At 64.1% G+C, this 15,374-nt stretch carries 17 protein-coding genes; 7 read left to right on the forward strand and 10 right to left on the reverse strand.

The window, feature by feature from the left end:
- On the forward strand, positions 1 to 201 hold a 201-nt coding region (locus AC1RVY_RS21300), incomplete at its 5' end, for a DUF4148 domain-containing protein (protein WP_492303073.1).
- 146 nt (positions 202 to 347) lie between these two features.
- Positions 348 to 1,223 carry a hypothetical protein gene (locus AC1RVY_RS21305; protein ID WP_492808067.1) on the forward strand — a complete coding sequence of 292 codons (876 nt, stop codon included), beginning with the start codon at positions 348 to 350 and terminating at the stop codon, positions 1,221 to 1,223.
- A gap of 131 nt (positions 1,224 to 1,354) precedes the next feature.
- Here AC1RVY_RS21305 and AC1RVY_RS21310 read toward each other — a convergent pair whose 3' ends face one another.
- From AC1RVY_RS21310 to AC1RVY_RS21350, 9 genes are all read right to left on the reverse strand, one after another.
- Positions 1,355 to 1,771 carry a F0F1 ATP synthase subunit epsilon gene (locus AC1RVY_RS21310; RefSeq protein WP_218298036.1) on the reverse strand — a complete coding sequence of 139 codons (417 nt, stop codon included), beginning with the start codon at positions 1,769 to 1,771 and terminating at the stop codon, positions 1,355 to 1,357.
- A 75-nt stretch (positions 1,772 to 1,846) separates the two neighbouring features.
- Positions 1,847 to 3,253 carry a F0F1 ATP synthase subunit beta gene (gene atpD / locus AC1RVY_RS21315; RefSeq protein ID WP_055396243.1) on the reverse strand — a complete coding sequence of 469 codons (1,407 nt, stop codon included), beginning with the start codon at positions 3,251 to 3,253 and terminating at the stop codon, positions 1,847 to 1,849.
- Positions 3,254 to 3,286: 33 nt separating this feature from the next.
- A complete protein-coding gene (gene atpG / locus AC1RVY_RS21320; RefSeq protein WP_218298035.1) occupies positions 3,287 to 4,153 on the reverse strand; it encodes a F0F1 ATP synthase subunit gamma in 867 nt (288 codons plus the stop codon).
- An 18-nt stretch (positions 4,154 to 4,171) separates the two neighbouring features.
- Positions 4,172 to 5,725: a F0F1 ATP synthase subunit alpha gene (gene atpA / locus AC1RVY_RS21325; RefSeq protein ID WP_055396240.1), complete on the reverse strand. Its 1,554-nt coding sequence runs from the start codon at positions 5,723 to 5,725 to the stop codon at positions 4,172 to 4,174.
- Positions 5,726 to 5,767: 42 nt separating this feature from the next.
- Positions 5,768 to 6,310, reverse strand: a complete 543-nt coding sequence (locus AC1RVY_RS21330) for a F0F1 ATP synthase subunit delta (protein ID WP_218341840.1) — start codon at positions 6,308 to 6,310, stop codon at positions 5,768 to 5,770.
- Between the two features lie 10 nt (positions 6,311 to 6,320).
- The gene (locus AC1RVY_RS21335) at positions 6,321 to 6,791 is read right to left on the reverse strand and encodes a F0F1 ATP synthase subunit B (protein WP_007847746.1); all 471 of its coding nucleotides are present in this window, start codon (positions 6,789 to 6,791) and stop codon (positions 6,321 to 6,323) included.
- A gap of 34 nt (positions 6,792 to 6,825) precedes the next feature.
- A complete protein-coding gene (gene atpE, locus AC1RVY_RS21340) occupies positions 6,826 to 7,095 on the reverse strand; it encodes a F0F1 ATP synthase subunit C (protein WP_099657604.1) in 270 nt (89 codons plus the stop codon).
- Between the two features lie 59 nt (positions 7,096 to 7,154).
- A complete protein-coding gene (gene atpB, locus AC1RVY_RS21345; RefSeq protein WP_218298033.1) occupies positions 7,155 to 8,033 on the reverse strand; it encodes a F0F1 ATP synthase subunit A in 879 nt (292 codons plus the stop codon).
- Between the two features lie 19 nt (positions 8,034 to 8,052).
- Positions 8,053 to 8,526: an ATP synthase subunit I gene (locus tag AC1RVY_RS21350; RefSeq protein ID WP_218298032.1), complete on the reverse strand. Its 474-nt coding sequence runs from the start codon at positions 8,524 to 8,526 to the stop codon at positions 8,053 to 8,055.
- 276 nt (positions 8,527 to 8,802) lie between these two features.
- Here AC1RVY_RS21350 and AC1RVY_RS21355 point away from each other — a divergent pair, with 276 nt between their 5' ends.
- Genes AC1RVY_RS21355 through lipA form a run of 3 tightly spaced genes read left to right on the forward strand, consistent with a single transcriptional unit; the run spans position 8,803 to position 10,870 of the window.
- The gene (locus tag AC1RVY_RS21355) at positions 8,803 to 9,120 is read left to right on the forward strand and encodes a YbeD family protein (RefSeq protein ID WP_218298031.1); all 318 of its coding nucleotides are present in this window, start codon (positions 8,803 to 8,805) and stop codon (positions 9,118 to 9,120) included.
- Positions 9,121 to 9,167: 47 nt separating this feature from the next.
- Complete coding sequence (gene lipB / locus AC1RVY_RS21360; protein ID WP_369641159.1) at positions 9,168 to 9,866, forward strand: lipoyl(octanoyl) transferase LipB; 699 nt, start codon at positions 9,168 to 9,170, stop codon at positions 9,864 to 9,866.
- A gap of 14 nt (positions 9,867 to 9,880) precedes the next feature.
- Positions 9,881 to 10,870, forward strand: a complete 990-nt coding sequence (gene lipA, locus AC1RVY_RS21365; protein WP_218298029.1) for a lipoyl synthase — start codon at positions 9,881 to 9,883, stop codon at positions 10,868 to 10,870.
- 47 nt (positions 10,871 to 10,917) lie between these two features.
- On the opposite strand, the gene AC1RVY_RS21370 is transcribed toward lipA, so the two are convergent.
- Positions 10,918 to 12,399 (reverse strand): TolC family outer membrane protein, encoded by a 1,482-nt coding sequence (locus AC1RVY_RS21370; RefSeq protein WP_492244700.1) that lies wholly within the window; start codon positions 12,397 to 12,399, stop codon positions 10,918 to 10,920.
- Between the two features lie 138 nt (positions 12,400 to 12,537).
- On the opposite strand from AC1RVY_RS21370, the gene AC1RVY_RS21375 reads away from it, so the two are divergent.
- Both AC1RVY_RS21375 and AC1RVY_RS21380 read left to right on the forward strand, forming a co-directional pair.
- A complete protein-coding gene (locus tag AC1RVY_RS21375; protein WP_492808073.1) occupies positions 12,538 to 13,236 on the forward strand; it encodes a transglutaminase-like cysteine peptidase in 699 nt (232 codons plus the stop codon).
- A 30-nt stretch (positions 13,237 to 13,266) separates the two neighbouring features.
- Positions 13,267 to 15,180 (forward strand): EAL domain-containing protein, encoded by a 1,914-nt coding sequence (locus AC1RVY_RS21380; protein ID WP_218298026.1) that lies wholly within the window; start codon positions 13,267 to 13,269, stop codon positions 15,178 to 15,180.
- Positions 15,181 to 15,374 lie beyond the last annotated feature (194 nt).

Here is a 15,374-nt window from a genome sequence, read left to right on the forward strand (position 1 = left end):
ACGAAGTTCGAGACGAACCGCACGCGCGCCGAAGTGGCCGCCGAAGCCGCCACCGTGGCCCAGACCCGCTCCATCGAGCCCGCAGGTTCGCGCGTGGTGACCTACAAGTCCACCGCCGACCGCGCCGCCGTGCGTGCCCAGGCTGCTGAAGCCGTGCGCACCGGCCAGATCTCCGCGGGCGAAATCGGCAACGCCATGTAATGCCTAGATCCCGCATGCGGCGCATGCGGGACGGAAGGTGCAGATGCAAGCCAAAAAGGCTGGGGCCCCGCGAAGGGCCCCGGCCTTTTTCGCATGGGCCGGTCGGTCACAATGGCCGGGCTGATGGTTCCCACCACACCGCCGCCATGCCCCCCTTCCGATCCATCGACCACGTCATGCTGCGGCTCCCTGCGGCAGAGCCTCTGTTCGAACTGTTCAGCCGGACCTTCGGCCTGCCCGTGGCGTGGCCCCTGCAGCGCACCGGCTTCGCCACCTATGGCTGGGTGCACGTGGGCAACACGGACCTGGAGTTCTGGGCGGCAGCCGACAATGGCGACCTGCCGGCCTGCGCGCGGCCGCCGCTGGTCCATGGTTTCGCATTGGAGCCCTCCGGGCCCTTGCCCGGCGCCATGGCCCACGCCACCTCGCTGGGCATCGCCTGCAAACCTGCCCGCCCCTTCCAATCTGCAGGCCACCGAGGCGAAGTGGTCACGAACTTCACCAACTCTGTCCTGCTGGATCTGTCAGCCCCCAGCTGTTGCGTGTTCTTCTGCGAATGGGCACCGGGCGCCCCCATCTACCCCTGGGACGATGCCACCACACCCGTGGAACGCCGAATGCGGCACAGGCAGGTGCTGGAGGCAAGCGGTGGCGGCCCCCTGGGGTTGCTCGGACTGCACGCGGTCCGCATGGGCACGCCGGATCTGGCGACCCATCGGCGCCAATGGCAGGCGCTGAGCGGTTCTTCCCCCGGCGGCCACTCCATCGCGCTCACCCCGGAGGTCTCGCTGGAACTGGTGCCGGGCGAGCACCTGCGGATTGAATCGCTGTCCTTCAGGGTCCGTTCGCTGGCCGTGGCACGCACCTTTCTGGCCCACCACCAACTGCTGGGGGCCGGCACGGAGGATGATCAGCTTGGCGTGGCCTGCGAAGGCCTGCACATCCATCTGGTGGAGGCACCGGCTCCGCCCGGCGTCCGCGGCTGCGGCTGCGGCTGCGGCTGCGGCTGCGGCAGTCCATGAAACACCTGCGCCCGCCCAGGCGCTGCAGCCCGGATGGCGCGGGGTGTGGAGGCTCCTTCATTGCATTGCGGCATAAAAAAACCCGGCAAAGCCGGGTTTTCTCTGGGCAGATCCGCGAGGGCCTGAATTGCTTACTTCTTCTGGCGGAACTTGCGCAGTGCCGCGATCTGCGCAGCCATCACCGCCAGTTCGGACTGCGCCTTGGCCAGATCGATCTCGCTCTTGGCATTCTTCAGTGCTTCCTCGGCAGAGGCCTTGGCAGCATTGGCCTTCTCGTCGTCCAGGTCCTTGCCGCGGATGGCGGTGTCGGACAGCACGGTCACACAGTTGGGCTGCACTTCCAGAATGCCACCGGCCACGAAAACGAACTCTTCGCTGCCGTCGGCCATTTCGATGCGCACCGAGCCCGGCTTGATGCGCGTGATCAGCGGGGTGTGGCGGGGAAAGATGCCCAGTTCGCCAGCTTCGCCAGGCAGCGCGACAAAGCGTGCTTCACCGGAGAAGATGGACTCTTCGGCACTGACCACATCAACGTGGATGGTGTTCATCATTGCTCCTAGGAAAAGGTGGGTTGCTTGATTGCTGAAGGCCGAGCGGCGGTAGGCTGCTCAGCCGCCGGGCAATCAGGCCACCTTCTTGGCCTTTTCGAAGGCTTCGTCGATGGTGCCCACCATGTAGAACGCCTGTTCCGGCAGGTGATCGCATTCGCCGTTCACGATCATCTTGAAACCACGGATGGTTTCCGACAGGGGAACGTACTTGCCTGGCGAGCCCGTGAACACTTCGGCCACGTGGAAAGGCTGCGACAGGAAACGCTGGATCTTGCGCGCGCGGGCCACGGCCAGCTTGTCTTCAGGAGCCAGTTCGTCCATGCCCAGAATGGCGATGATGTCGCGCAGTTCCTTGTAGCGCTGCAGCGTGCCTTGCACCGCACGGGCCGTGGCGTAGTGGTCTTCGCCCACGACGTTCGGGTCCAGCTGGCGGCTGGTGGAGTCCAGGGGGTCCACGGCAGGGTAGATACCCAGCGAAGCGATGTCACGCGAAAGCACCACGGTCGAGTCCAAGTGGGCGAACGTCGTGGCGGGCGATGGGTCGGTCAAGTCATCGGCTGGCACGTACACGGCCTGGATGGAAGTGATCGAACCCACCTTGGTGGACGTAATACGCTCTTGCAGGCGGCCCATTTCCTCGGCCAGCGTAGGCTGGTAGCCCACGGCGGAAGGCATGCGGCCCAGCAGGGCGGACACTTCGGTACCGGCCAGCGTGTAGCGGTAGATGTTGTCCACGAAGAACAGCACGTCACGGCCTTCGTCACGGAAGGACTCGGCGATGGTCAGGCCGGTCAGCGCCACGCGCAGACGGTTGCCTGGGGGCTCGTTCATCTGGCCGTACACCATGGCAACCTTGGACTCTTCGAGCTTCTCCAGGTTCACCACGCCGGAATCGGCCATTTCATGGTAGAAGTCGTTCCCTTCGCGGGTACGCTCGCCCACACCAGCGAACACCGACAGACCGCTGTGGGCCTTGGCGATGTTGTTGATGAGCTCCATCATGTTCACGGTCTTGCCCACGCCGGCACCACCGAACAGACCCACCTTGCCGCCCTTGGCGAACGGGCACACCAGGTCGATCACCTTGATGCCGGTTTCCAGCAGCTCTTGCGAAGGCGACAGTTCGTCGTACGCAGGGGCCTTGCGGTGGATGGAGGCCGTCAGTTCCTGGCTCACGGGACCACGTTCGTCGATGGGCGCGCCCAGCACGTCCATGATGCGGCCCAGCGTCGCCTTGCCCACGGGCACGGTGATGGAGTTGCCGGTGTTGGTCACCATGATGCCGCGACGCAGGCCGTCGGACGAACCCAGCGCAATGGTACGCACCACGCCGTCGCCCAGCTGCTGCTGCACTTCCAGCGTCAGGGTCGAACCGTCGAGCTTCAGAGCGTCGTAAATCTTGGGCATCTGGTCGCGTGGGAACTCAACGTCCACCACAGCGCCGATACATTGAACAATCTTGCCTTGCACTTGAGCCATTTTTCGCTCCAATAAAGATGTTGGTTGAGCTGCTTACACAGCAGCGGCGCCAGCCACGATTTCCGAAAGTTCTTTCGTGATCGCTGCCTGGCGCGTCTTGTTGTAGACCAGCTTCAACTCGCCAATGACGCTGCCGGCGTTGTCGGTGGCGGCCTTCATGGCCACCATGCGTGCCGACTGCTCGGACGCCATGTTTTCCGCAACCGCCTGGTAGATCAGGGACTCGACATAGCGGACCAGCAGATCGTCGATCACGGTCTGTGCATCGGGCTCGTAGATGTAGTCCCAGCCATGCTCGGTCTTCTCGGCCTGCATCTGCGCGGACGACAGGGGGAGCAGCTGCTCCACCACCGATTCCTGCTTCATGGTGTTGATGAACTTGGTGTACGAGAGGTACACCGCGTTGATCTTGCCTTCTGCATAGGCGTCGAGCAGCACCTTGACCGGGCCGATCAGCTTGTCCAGATGGGGCGTGTCGCCCAGGCCCGTCACGTGCGAAACCACCTTGGCACCGACACGGTTCAGGAAACCCAGGCCCTTGTTGCCGATGGCAACCGCCTCGGTGGACACGCCAGCGCCCTGCAGCTCACGCAGCTTGGACGTCACGACGCGCAGCACGTTGGTGTTCATGCCACCGCACAGGCCCTTGTCGGTCGTCACCACGATCACGCCGGCCGTCTTGGCATCGTTCACTTTCATGAACGGATGCACATATTCCGGATTGGCGTGGCCGAGGTTGGCTGCAATGTTGCGGATCTTCTCGCTGTAAGGGCGGGCAGCCCGCATCCGTTCCTGCGCCTTGCGCATTTTGGATGCAGCCACCATTTCCATGGCTTTGGTGATCTTCTTGGTGTTTTCCACCGATTTGATCTTGCCGCGTATTTCCTTGCCTGCTGCCATGATGGATCCTCGTCCGGTTTAAGCGAACGACTTCTTGAACGCGGCGATGGCAGCGGTCAATTCGGCTTCTGCGTCCTTGTCCATGGCCTTGGCCTGTTCCAGCTTGGCCAGCAGTGCGGCGTGGCTGGTCTTCAGGAACTGGTGCAGGCCGTGTTCGAAGTCGAGAACCTTCTTGACGTCGATGTCGTCCATGAAGCCCTTGTTCACAGCGAACAGCGTGGAAGCCATCAGCGAGATGGACAGCGGGCTGTACTGTGCCTGCTTGAGCAGTTCGGTCACGCGGGCACCGCGGTCCAGCTGCTTGCGGGTGGCTTCGTCCAGGTCGGAAGCGAACTGCGCGAACGCAGCCAGTTCACGGTACTGGGCCAGGTCGGTACGGATACCGCCGGACAGGTTCTTCACCAGCTTGGTCTGGGCAGCACCACCGACGCGCGACACCGAGATACCGGCGTTGATGGCGGGGCGGATACCGGCGTTGAACAGGCTGGTTTCCAGGAAGATCTGGCCGTCCGTGATCGAGATCACGTTGGTAGGCACGAAAGCGGACACGTCGCCGGCTTGCGTTTCGATGATCGGCAGTGCGGTCAGCGAACCGGTCTTGCCCTTGACTTCACCCTTGGTGAAGGCTTCGACGTAGTCGGCGTTCACGCGGGCTGCGCGCTCGAGCAAACGGCTGTGGAGATAGAACACGTCGCCAGGGTAGGCTTCGCGGCCTGGTGGGCGGCGCAGCAGCAGCGACACCTGGCGGTAGGCAACAGCCTGCTTGGACAGGTCGTCATACACGATCAGGGCGTCTTCGCCACGGTCGCGGAAGTACTCGCCCATCGTGCAGCCCGAGTAGGCCGACACGTACTGCATGGCGGCCGATTCGGAGGCCGATGCGGCCACGACGATCGTGTATTCCATGGCGCCGGCTTGTTCCAGCGCGCGCACCACGTTCTTGATCGACGAAGCCTTCTGGCCGATGGCGACGTAGATGCAGGTCACGCCCTGGCCCTTCTGGGCGATGATGGCGTCGATGGCCACGGCGGTCTTGCCGGTCTGGCGGTCGCCGATGATCAGCTCGCGCTGGCCACGGCCCACGGGCACCATCGAGTCGATGGACTTCAGGCCGGTCTGCAGGGGCTGGTCCACCGATTTACGGGCGATCACGCCCGGCGCGACCTTTTCGATCACGTCGGTGAGCTTGGCGTTGATGGGACCCTTGCCGTCGATAGGCTGGCCCAGGGCGTTCACCACGCGGCCGATCAGCTCGGGGCCGACCGGCACTTCCAGAATGCGGCCCGTGCACTTGACGGTGTCGCCTTCGGAGATGTGTTCGTACTCACCCAGAATCACGGCGCCGACAGAGTCGCGCTCGAGGTTCAGGGCCAGGCCGTAGGAGGGCTGGCCGTCCTTGGTGGCGGGGAACTCAAGCATTTCGCCCTGCATCACGTCCGACAGGCCGTGAACGCGCACGATACCGTCGGACACGGACACCACGGTACCCTGGTTGCGGATATCGCTGCTGGCGGCCAGACCTTCGATGCGGCTCTTGATGAGTTCAGAAATTTCTGCGGGATTGAGTTGCATGACTCTTTCCTTCTTTCTTTGGTTCGCTGTCCTCGCCGCGCGTTACGCGGTGAGGGCCGCTTTCATTTGTTCAAGACGGGCCTTGACCGAAGTGTCCAGCACCTCGTCACCCACCACTACGCGAATGCCACCGATCAGGGATTCATCCAGCTGAACGGTGAGATTGAGCTTGCGGCCAAAGCGCTTTTCCAGCGCAGCGCTGACCTCGGCCAATGCTGCTGCGTCCATCGGAAAGGCGCTGTGCACCACGGCATCCGAAGAGCCGCTGCGGCGATTCACGAGGGCACGGAACTGCGCGGCGACTTCCGGCAGCGCGTTGAGGCGCCCGTTGTCGATGACCGTGCGCAGGAAATTCTTGGCCGTGTCGGACAGCGCCGAACGCGCAACCCCCGTGACAACGGCAAACACCTGGTCTGCCGTCACCTTGGGGTTGTCCGCCAGCTGACGCAACTGGGGGTTGGCGGCAATGGCCGCCAGTTCATCGACCCAGGCAGCGGTGCTGGCCAGGTCCATGCCCGCACCCGCGGTAGCGGCCTTGAACAGGGCATCGGCGTAGGGGCGGGCAATGGTGGCGAGTTCAGCCATGTGTGTCCCCTTACAGCTCGGTCTTCAGGCGGTTGAGCAGGTCGGCGTGAACGCCGGCATTGACTTCCTTGCGGAGAATCTGCTCAGCACCCTTGACGGCCAGCGCAGCCACCTGCTCGCGCAGGGCTTCGCGGGCTTGCACCGTTTGCTGTTCGGCTTCGGCACGGGCGGAAGCAACGATCTTGTTGCCTTCTTCCGTGGCGCGTGCCTTGGCTTCTTCGATGATGGCCTGGGCACGTCGGTCGGCGTCCGCAAGACGCGAGGCCGTTTCGTTGCGTGCCTGTGACAGTTCCTTCTCGACGCGCTGGTTCGCAGCGGTCAGTTCGGACTTGGCACGGTCGGCAGCAGCGAGGCCTTCGGCGATTTTCTGGGCTCGTTCATCCAACGCCTTCGCGATCGGGGGCCACACGAATTTCATCGTGAACCACACCAGGATCAGGAAGACGATGGCCTGAATGAACAGGGTCGCGTTGATACTCACGGCAACACCTTTCTAGAGTGGCGTTGAGTGGGAATTACTTGGGCAGGTTGACCAAGAACGTGGAGACGAAGGGGTTGGCGAATGCGAACAGCAGGGCGATGGCCACGCCGATCAGGAAAGCAGCGTCGATCAGACCGGCCAAGATGAACATCTTGGTTTGCAGTTCGTTGATCAGCTCAGGCTGACGTGCCGACGATTCGAGGAACTTGCCACCCATCAGTGCGATACCGATGGAAGCGCCGATAGCGCCCAGACCAACGATCAGACCACAAGCCAGAGCGACGAGACCGAGAATGTTTTCCATGATGACTCCTGAGTTAAAAAAAGAAAGGTTGAAAAGGAAAGAGAAACGAAAGGGAACCGTTAGTGCGCGTTGTGCGCCTGACCGAGGTAGATCAGCGCAAGCATCATGAAGATGAAGGCTTGCAGCGAGATCACCAGAATGTGGAACAGCGTCCAGATGGTGCCAGCGATGACGTGGCCCACAGGCAGCAGCACACCCGACAGCGACAGTGCAGCCGCGCCACCCATCAGGGCGATCAGCATGAACACCAGTTCGCCAGCGTACATGTTGCCGAACAACCGCATGCCATGCGACACGGTGTTGGCGACATATTCAATGACCTGCATGAGCAGGTTCACCACGCCCAGGATCAGGGCGAAGATGGGATTCTTGCTGGTGCCGAACGGGGCCGACACGAGTTCGTGCGCCCAGCCGCCAGCGCCCTTTATCTTGACGCTATACCAGAAGCGCAGCACCAGGATGGCAAACGCCAGGCCCAGGGTGGTGGACAGGTCGGCCGTGGGCACGACGCGCAGGTAGGCGTGGTGCGGGTCGTGGCCGGCGGCGCCATAGATCTGGGCCCAGATCGCGGGCAGCAGGTCCACGGGCAGCATGTCCATGAAGTTCATCAGGAAGATCCAGACGAACACCGTGAGGCCCAGGGGGGCGATGAACTTGCGGCTTTCGGCGTTGTGGATGTTGGCCTTGGCCTGGTTGTCCACCATCTCGACCAGCATCTCCACAGCCGCCTGGAAGCGGCCCGGCACGCCGGAGGTTGCCTTACGGGCAGCTGACCACAGGATCAAAAGAGTGAGGGCACCCAGAACCAAACCCACGATGATCGAGTCATAGTTGATGACCGTGAAGTCAACAATCTTGGTCTGGTTGATGTTTTGAAGATGCTGCAGGTGGTGAACGATGTATTCACTTGCAGTCGGAGCGTGCGCTTCTGCGGCCATCGGACAACTCTTCTCTCTATCAATCGGTTTTTCGGACACCGGGCCGCACCAACAGTGCCACCCAGTACGTTTTCATTGTGATCACCATGCCTACCAGCAGGGCAATCCAGTTCAGGCCCGCCACCAGCCGGGGTGCCGCTGCGAGCAGCGCCACCGTCAACACGATCTTGGCGATTTCCCAACCAAAGAACCCCACCATGGCAGCACGCGGATTGGAAGACGCCTTGTGGCGCAACACCCCCCGTGCAAACAAGCCAGCCGGAACCACCACCGCCAGAGCACCATAAGCCGCAGACCAGCCTACCGACGCCCTGCCCGTCAGAAGCCAGGCCACCAGGGCCACCAGCATCCCGACCAGCGCCTGACCCGCCACCACCTTCCATACGGAGATGGGAGGATTGCGACTGCGCCACTGTTCGGCCTCTTGGGCCGTCAGGGGCTTGAAGTCAGATTCTTCAGCCTCAGTTTCAGTCTCAGGCGCGATTGTTTTCATTGTTGAATGACGCCCGCGTTACAGACTGCAACTTTCACAAAGCCTCTAATTATAAGTAAAAACCCGTGGCGCTCGACAAAGACCCGCAACCCCGGTCCAAAACCGGTGCGCAAGCCTGCGCCGTTGTGGTGACGGGCCAACGGCTTTTTCCCTTTCCCTGCGGCCCCCGCGCACCGATCTGGCGCATGCCGCCCGGTCAGGGTTTTCACAACGGACACGCCGTTGAAGCACAATGGCAAAGCCCTGCCAGCTCCTGAAACCGAAGCACTTTCCGCCATGACATCCTCCAGCCTGCCGCCTGAAAACGGCCCCGACACACAGCCTAACGATCCCCGCAAGGACTCTCTGATCGAATACCCCTCCAGGTTCCCGATCAAGGTCATGGGTGCGAAGGTGGATGGCTTCGTGCATGCCGTGACGGAACTGGCCCGCCAGTTCGACCCGACCTTCGACGCTGGCACCATTGAACTGCGCGACAGCCGGGCCGGCAATTACCTCGGAGTTACCATCACCATCACCGCGACCAGCCGGGAGCAGCTCGACAATCTGTACCGCGCGCTGTCGTCGCACCCCATGGTGAAGGTGGTGCTGTAAGGCCCGCGCCCGCATCAGCCAGACAGAGATAGATAGAGATAGCACTCATGGCCATCGACCTTCGCGTGCTTGGCCGCGTGGACTATGCCGCCACGGTGCAGGCCATGCAGGACTACACGGCCACCCGCGCAGCCGAGACCGTGGATGCGCTATGGATATGCGAGCACGCGCCGCTGTACACCCAGGGGCTGGCCGGTAAAAGCGACCACCTCCTGCACCCTGGAGATATTCCTGTCGTTGCCACCAACCGGGGGGGCCAGGTCACCTTCCATGGCCCCGGCCAGGTCGTGGCCTATCCCCTGATCGACCTTCAGCGCGCGGGCTACTTCGTCAAGGAGTATGTGTACCGCGTGGAGGAAGCCGCGATCCGCACGCTGGCGCACTTTGGCGTCACGGGCCATCGCGTCGCCGGGGCCCCCGGCATCTACGTGCGCCTGGACGACCCGCACAGCCATGCACTGCTGCCGCAGCGCCCCCAGAAGCGCCCGGAGAACGGCGCCATCGCCGCGCCGGACTTCACGGGCCTGGGCAAGATCGCGGCCCTGGGCATCAAGGTCAGCCGGCACTGCACCTACCACGGCGTGGCGCTCAACGTGGCGATGGACCTGGAACCCTTTGAGCGCATCAACCCTTGCGGTTACGCAGGATTGCGAACGGTGGACCTTTCTACAATCGGGGTCCACACCACCTGGGAGGAAGCCGCACAGGTGCTGGGCCAGCAGCTCAGCATCCGGCTCGCGCCCTGAACCGCCTACACGCCATGAGCACCCCTGAAGTCGTCCGCGAAGCGCAATCCACAGAAGCCTACAACCCGCTGGCCAAGCAGAAGGCCGCGGCCAAGCTGTCGCGCATCCCCATCAAGGTGGAGCAGGGCGAGGTGCTCAAGAAGCCTGAGTGGATCCGGGTGAAAGCCGGCAGCCCGACAACGCGCTTCTATGAAATCAAGGAGATCCTGCGCGAGCACAAGCTGCACACGGTCTGTGAGGAAGCCTCCTGCCCCAACATCGGCGAATGCTTCGGCAAGGGCACGGCCACCTTCATGATCATGGGCGACAAATGCACGCGACGCTGCCCGTTCTGCGACGTGGGCCACGGCCGCCCCGATCCGCTGGACAAGGACGAGCCGCTGAACCTGGCCAAGACCATCGCCGCCCTCAAGCTCAAGTACGTGGTGATCACCAGCGTGGACCGCGACGACCTGCGCGACGGCGGCAGCGGCCACTTCGTGGAATGCATCCAGAACATCCGCGAACTGTCGCCCGCCACGCAGATCGAGATCCTGGTGCCCGACTTCCGGGGCCGCGACGACCGCGCGCTCGAGATCCTCAAGGCCGCGCCGCCCGACGTGATGAACCACAACCTGGAGACCGCGCCCCGCCTGTACAAGGAAGCGCGCCCCGGCTCCGACTACCAGTTCAGCCTGAACCTGCTCAAGAAGTTCAAGGCGCTGCACCCCAAGGTACCGACCAAGAGCGGCATCATGGTGGGCCTGGGCGAGACGGATGAAGAGATCCTGCAGGTGATGCGCGACATGCGCGCGCACGACATCGACATGCTGACCATCGGCCAGTACCTGTCGCCCAGCAACAGCCATCTGCCGGTGCGCCGCTACGTGCATCCCGACACCTTCAAGATGTTCGAGCAGGAGGCCTACAAGATGGGCTTCAGCCACGCTGCGGTGGGCGCCATGGTGCGCAGCAGCTACCACGCGGATCAGCAGGCGCACGCCGCGGGCGTCGCCGCCGCCTAGTCCGAACGCCTCGCGAAGCCAGGCGGCCGGGGCCTTCGCCCCGCCCCCTAGCGGGCAGCGGCGGGCCGGGGCGCACCCGTGGGCTGCGCGGGCAGCGTGGCACGCGGGCGTGCCGGCGTATCGGCAACCGCCCTCGCCTTGTCCACGGCGATCGATACAGGGACTTCGGCGGGACACAGATCGGCGGGGTCGATGCCACTGCGCTGCTGGCCCGCGTCTGCGGGCGAGGGCATGTCGGTCCGGCTCACATTCAACGCGGCCAGCAGCTGCCCCATCGCGCCCAGGGTCCGCGCCTGCGCCACCACCTGGTCGTAGCGCGCGTTGACATAGGCCCGGCTCGCCTGGAATGCCTCGTTCTGCGTGTCCAGCAAATCCAGCAGGGTGCGCTGCCCGAGATCGAATTGCTGGCGGTAGGCTTCCCGGGCCTTTTCCGTCGACAGGCGGTGCTGGTCCAGATAGGTCATCTGCTCCACCAGCCTCCGCGCATCATTGAACGCGATCGCCGTGGTCTGGCGCACGTCCCTGCAGGCCTTTTCCTTCAGCTCCCGGGCCTGGAACTTGTTCTCCACCGCCTGCTGCTCCCGCGCCTTGTCGGCACCGCCCCTGAAGAAGTTGTAGGTCAGCACCAGCTCCACGGTGCTGTCGCGCGAGCGCCCCTGCTCCCCGATGAGGTTGCGGTCCCACGACTGGCGGGCCCTGAAGTCGACCCGGGGCATGAAGCCGGCCTTCTGCGATGCAATGCCTGCCTCGCTGGCCAGCATGTTCTCGATGGCAGCGTTGATCGTGGGACTGTTGTTGAGCGCAAGGGCCACCACCTCGTCGGTCTTTTGCGGCAGCTGGGTGAGCCGAAAGCCTTCGGGCAAGGGCGGCAGCGCGGGCGGCGGCAGCTCGCCCACCAGCCGCTGGTAGCGGGCGCTGACATCGTGCAGGTTGGAGATTTCCGTCAGCAGATTCGACTCCGCCAGCGCGAGGCGGCCCGTCGCCTGTTCGAGATCGACGCGGCGCCCCACGCCCGCGGAAGTGCGCTCGTCAATCTGGTTGGTGGTCAGCTTGTGCTCCACATAGTTCTGCTTGGCCTGCTCCACCAGTTCGCGGTACCGCGCCACATCGGCATAGGCGCGCACCGCTTCCAGCGCCGCTGTCTCGGAGGCCTCCACCAGTTCGTAGTACCGCGTGAGCTTGGCGTGGCCGAGCCGCCGCACTTCGCTGCTGGTGAAGAAGCCATCGAACAGCATCTGGTTCAGCGTGAGCGCCGCGCCGGTATGGTGGTACGAGCCCGTGCTGCCGGAAGGCCGCACACGGTTCTCGCGGCCGGTGCTGGCCACCGCGTCCAGCTGGGGAAGGAAGCCGGCGCGCGCAACGCTTCGCTCTGAATCGGCTGCCCGGAAACCGAACCATCGCGCCTGGACGTCCGGGTTGCTCACCACCGCCTTTCGGGCTGCGTCCACAAGGCCTTCCGGGAGAGCTTGTGCGGATGCACTAGTGCTGACCACGACGGCCGCGGCGATCAGGGTAAGAGGAAGTTTCATGACAACTCCGAATCATTTGTGATGCAGAATTGAAACGTAGCATTTCGATTGAAACTCGCACAGTTTTTTTTTACAACTCTGCAACCACTGGTTGAATCCAGTTACTTCCGCGCAAGGTAGCCGCGTTTCGCGTGTTCCATGCATTTCCTGCAGCCACTTTTCCAGCACGCGCCCCGGGCCACCGCGCACTTCCGGGTGGTGCTGGCATTGGCCGTCGCAACCCTGCTGGGGGCCGTATTCAGCGCCCCTGACCTGGACAGGATTCAAGCCCTCGCCCTCCAGCGCCACGGCCCCAAGGGGGCCGAGCAGGTCAGCGCCTGGCGCGCCATGCTCAACGAGGGCCAGCACCTGAGCGAGGTGGACAAGCTCGCCCACGTCAACAGCTTCTTCAACCGCCGCATGCTGTTTGAAAGCGATGCGGTGGTCTGGCAGCAAAACGACTACTGGGCCACGCCGCTGGAGTTCATGGGGCGCGGCGCGGGCGACTGCGAAGACTTCTCCATCGCCAAGTACATCACGCTGCTGCACATGGGCGTGCCCAACGACAGGCTGCGGATGATCTACGTGAGGGCCCGCATCGGCGGCCCCAGCAGCAGCAAGAGCGAAGCCCACATGGTCCTGGGCTACTACGCCCATCCGGCCGAAGAGCCGGTGGTGCTGGACAACCTGATCACGGCCATCCGCCCGGCCTCGTCCCGGCCGGACCTGTCCCCCGTGTTCAGCTTCAACAACGAAGGGCTGTGGGTGTCCGGCGCATCCACATCGTCGGCAGACCCGACGACGCGGCTGTCACGCTGGCGCGACGTACTCGAACGCATGCGGCAAGAGGGTTTCTGACCCCTGCACCAATCACCGGAGATAGCGACCATGTCACTCACCAAACAACTCTGGCTTGCCATCGGACTGGTCATGGCGCTGGCCTTTGGAGGCAGCATGCTCGTCAGCGTCCTGTCCGCGCGGCACTACCTGCAGCAGCAGTTGCAGATCAAGAACTTCGACAACGCCACGTCGCTGGCGCTGGCGCTTTCGCAGCTCGACAAGGACCCGGTCACGGTGGAGCTGCAGGTCGCCGCGCAGTTTGACGCTGGCCACTACCGCTTCATCCGCATCGCCTCGCCCACGGGCCAGACGCTCGTGCAGCGCACCTTCGACGGGCAGCTGGAAGGCGCGCCCGGCTGGTTCGCCCGGCTGATCCCGATCAGCGCGGAGCCTGGCAGGGCGCTGATCCAGGATGGATGGAAACAATATGGAACGCTGACCCTCGCAAGCCACGACCAGTACGCCTACCGCAGCCTCTGGAGCGGCACGCTGGAGCTGCTGGCCTGGTTCGTCCTGGGCAGCCTTGTCGCGGGCGGCGCGGGAACCATCGCGGTGCGCCGCATCACGCGCCCCTTGCGCGATGTGGTCGCGCAGGCCGAGGCCATCGCGGAGCGGCGTTTCATCAAGATCACGGAGCCGCGGACACCCGAACTGCGCAGCGTGGCGCGGGGCATGAACGACATGGTCGCGCGCCTGCGGTCCATGTTCGGGGAGGAGGCGGCCCGCCTGGAAGGGCTGCGCAAGAAGGTCAACCGCGATGCAGTCACCGGGCTCTCCAGCCGCGAGTACTTCCTGTCGCACCTGCGCGAAGCCCTGGAAGGCGAGCAATTCCTCTCATCGGGCAGCCTGGTGATTGTCCGCCTGGCCAATCTGGAGAGGCTGAACGCGCAACTGGGCCATCAGCGGGTGGATGCCCTGCTCAAGCACCTGGGCTCCGTGCTCTACAAGAGCGGCGAGGGCAAGCCCGGCCAGCGCGCGGGGCGCCTCAACGGCGGTGAGTTCGGCGTCCTGTGCCCCTCCACGCCGTCCCCGTCCGAGGCCGCGCAGGATATCTTCGCGCGCCTGTCATCGCAATGGCTGCCCCACTGGTCTGCCACGGCCCCCGACCTGTTCCACATCTGCGCCGTGGGCTACCGGCGCCAGGAAACCCTGGGCGCGCTTTTCAGCAGGGCGGATGAGGCGCTGGCGCGGGCGCAATCCCTGGGCCCCAACAGCATGTTCGCCGACGAAGGCGAGCACCCCGCCGAGGCCCGGCCCGCCGAACAATGGCGCACGCTGCTGACCGAAGCCGTCACCGGTGGCAGGCTGCAGCTGGCCTTCTACCCCGTTGTCGACGGACGCGGCGAAGGCGCCATCCACCAGGAAGGCGTGATCCGCCTGGCGTCCGACGCCTCGGGCGCCCTGCTGTCCGCGGGCGACTTCATGCCGATGGCAGCGCACCTGAACCTCACGGCCCCGATCGACCTGCGCGTGGTGCGCCTTGCCATCGAGCACCTGCGCGGCACGGCCGGCGACATCGCGATCAACCTGTCGTCCGAGACCATCGCGGACTTCCACTTCCGCAACGAGCTGATGCAGTTGCTGCGCGCCTACCCCGACATCTGTCCACGCCTGCTTTTCGAGGTGCCGGAGTACGGGGTGTTCCGCGCCTTCGATGCGTTCAAGGAGCTTGCCCACACCCTGCAGCAACTCGGATGCCGCGTGGGCATCGAATACTTCGGCCAGCGGTTCACCGAAGGCAACAAACTCGCCGACCTGGGGCTGGACTACATCAAGGTGCATCCCAGCTACGTGCGCGGCATCGCGGGCAATCTGGGCAACCAGGAGTTCCTCAAGGGGCTGTGCAGCATCGCCCATGCGATTGGTATCCAGGTCATCGCGCTGGGGGTCGAATCGCGGGACGACCTGCCCCTGCTGGCCTCGCTGGGCTTTGATGGCGCCACGGGGCCGGGCATCCGTTGAGGCGTTCCGGCAGCGCCTGGTATCTTCCTTGCCATCCTCGCGCGCTGCCGCACGCAAGGGATGCCGCTCTGGCGCGGCGTCATGCGCCGCGGTGGCTCCGCGCGACATGAAGGGTCCGGTGCCAGCGAGGGCGAAGGCACTCTGCCGCCGGCCTCTTGCCTGTCATCAAAACAGATAGCTGCCACCGCTTGATC

This window comes from Acidovorax sp. GW821-FHT11A03, from assembly GCF_058809075.1.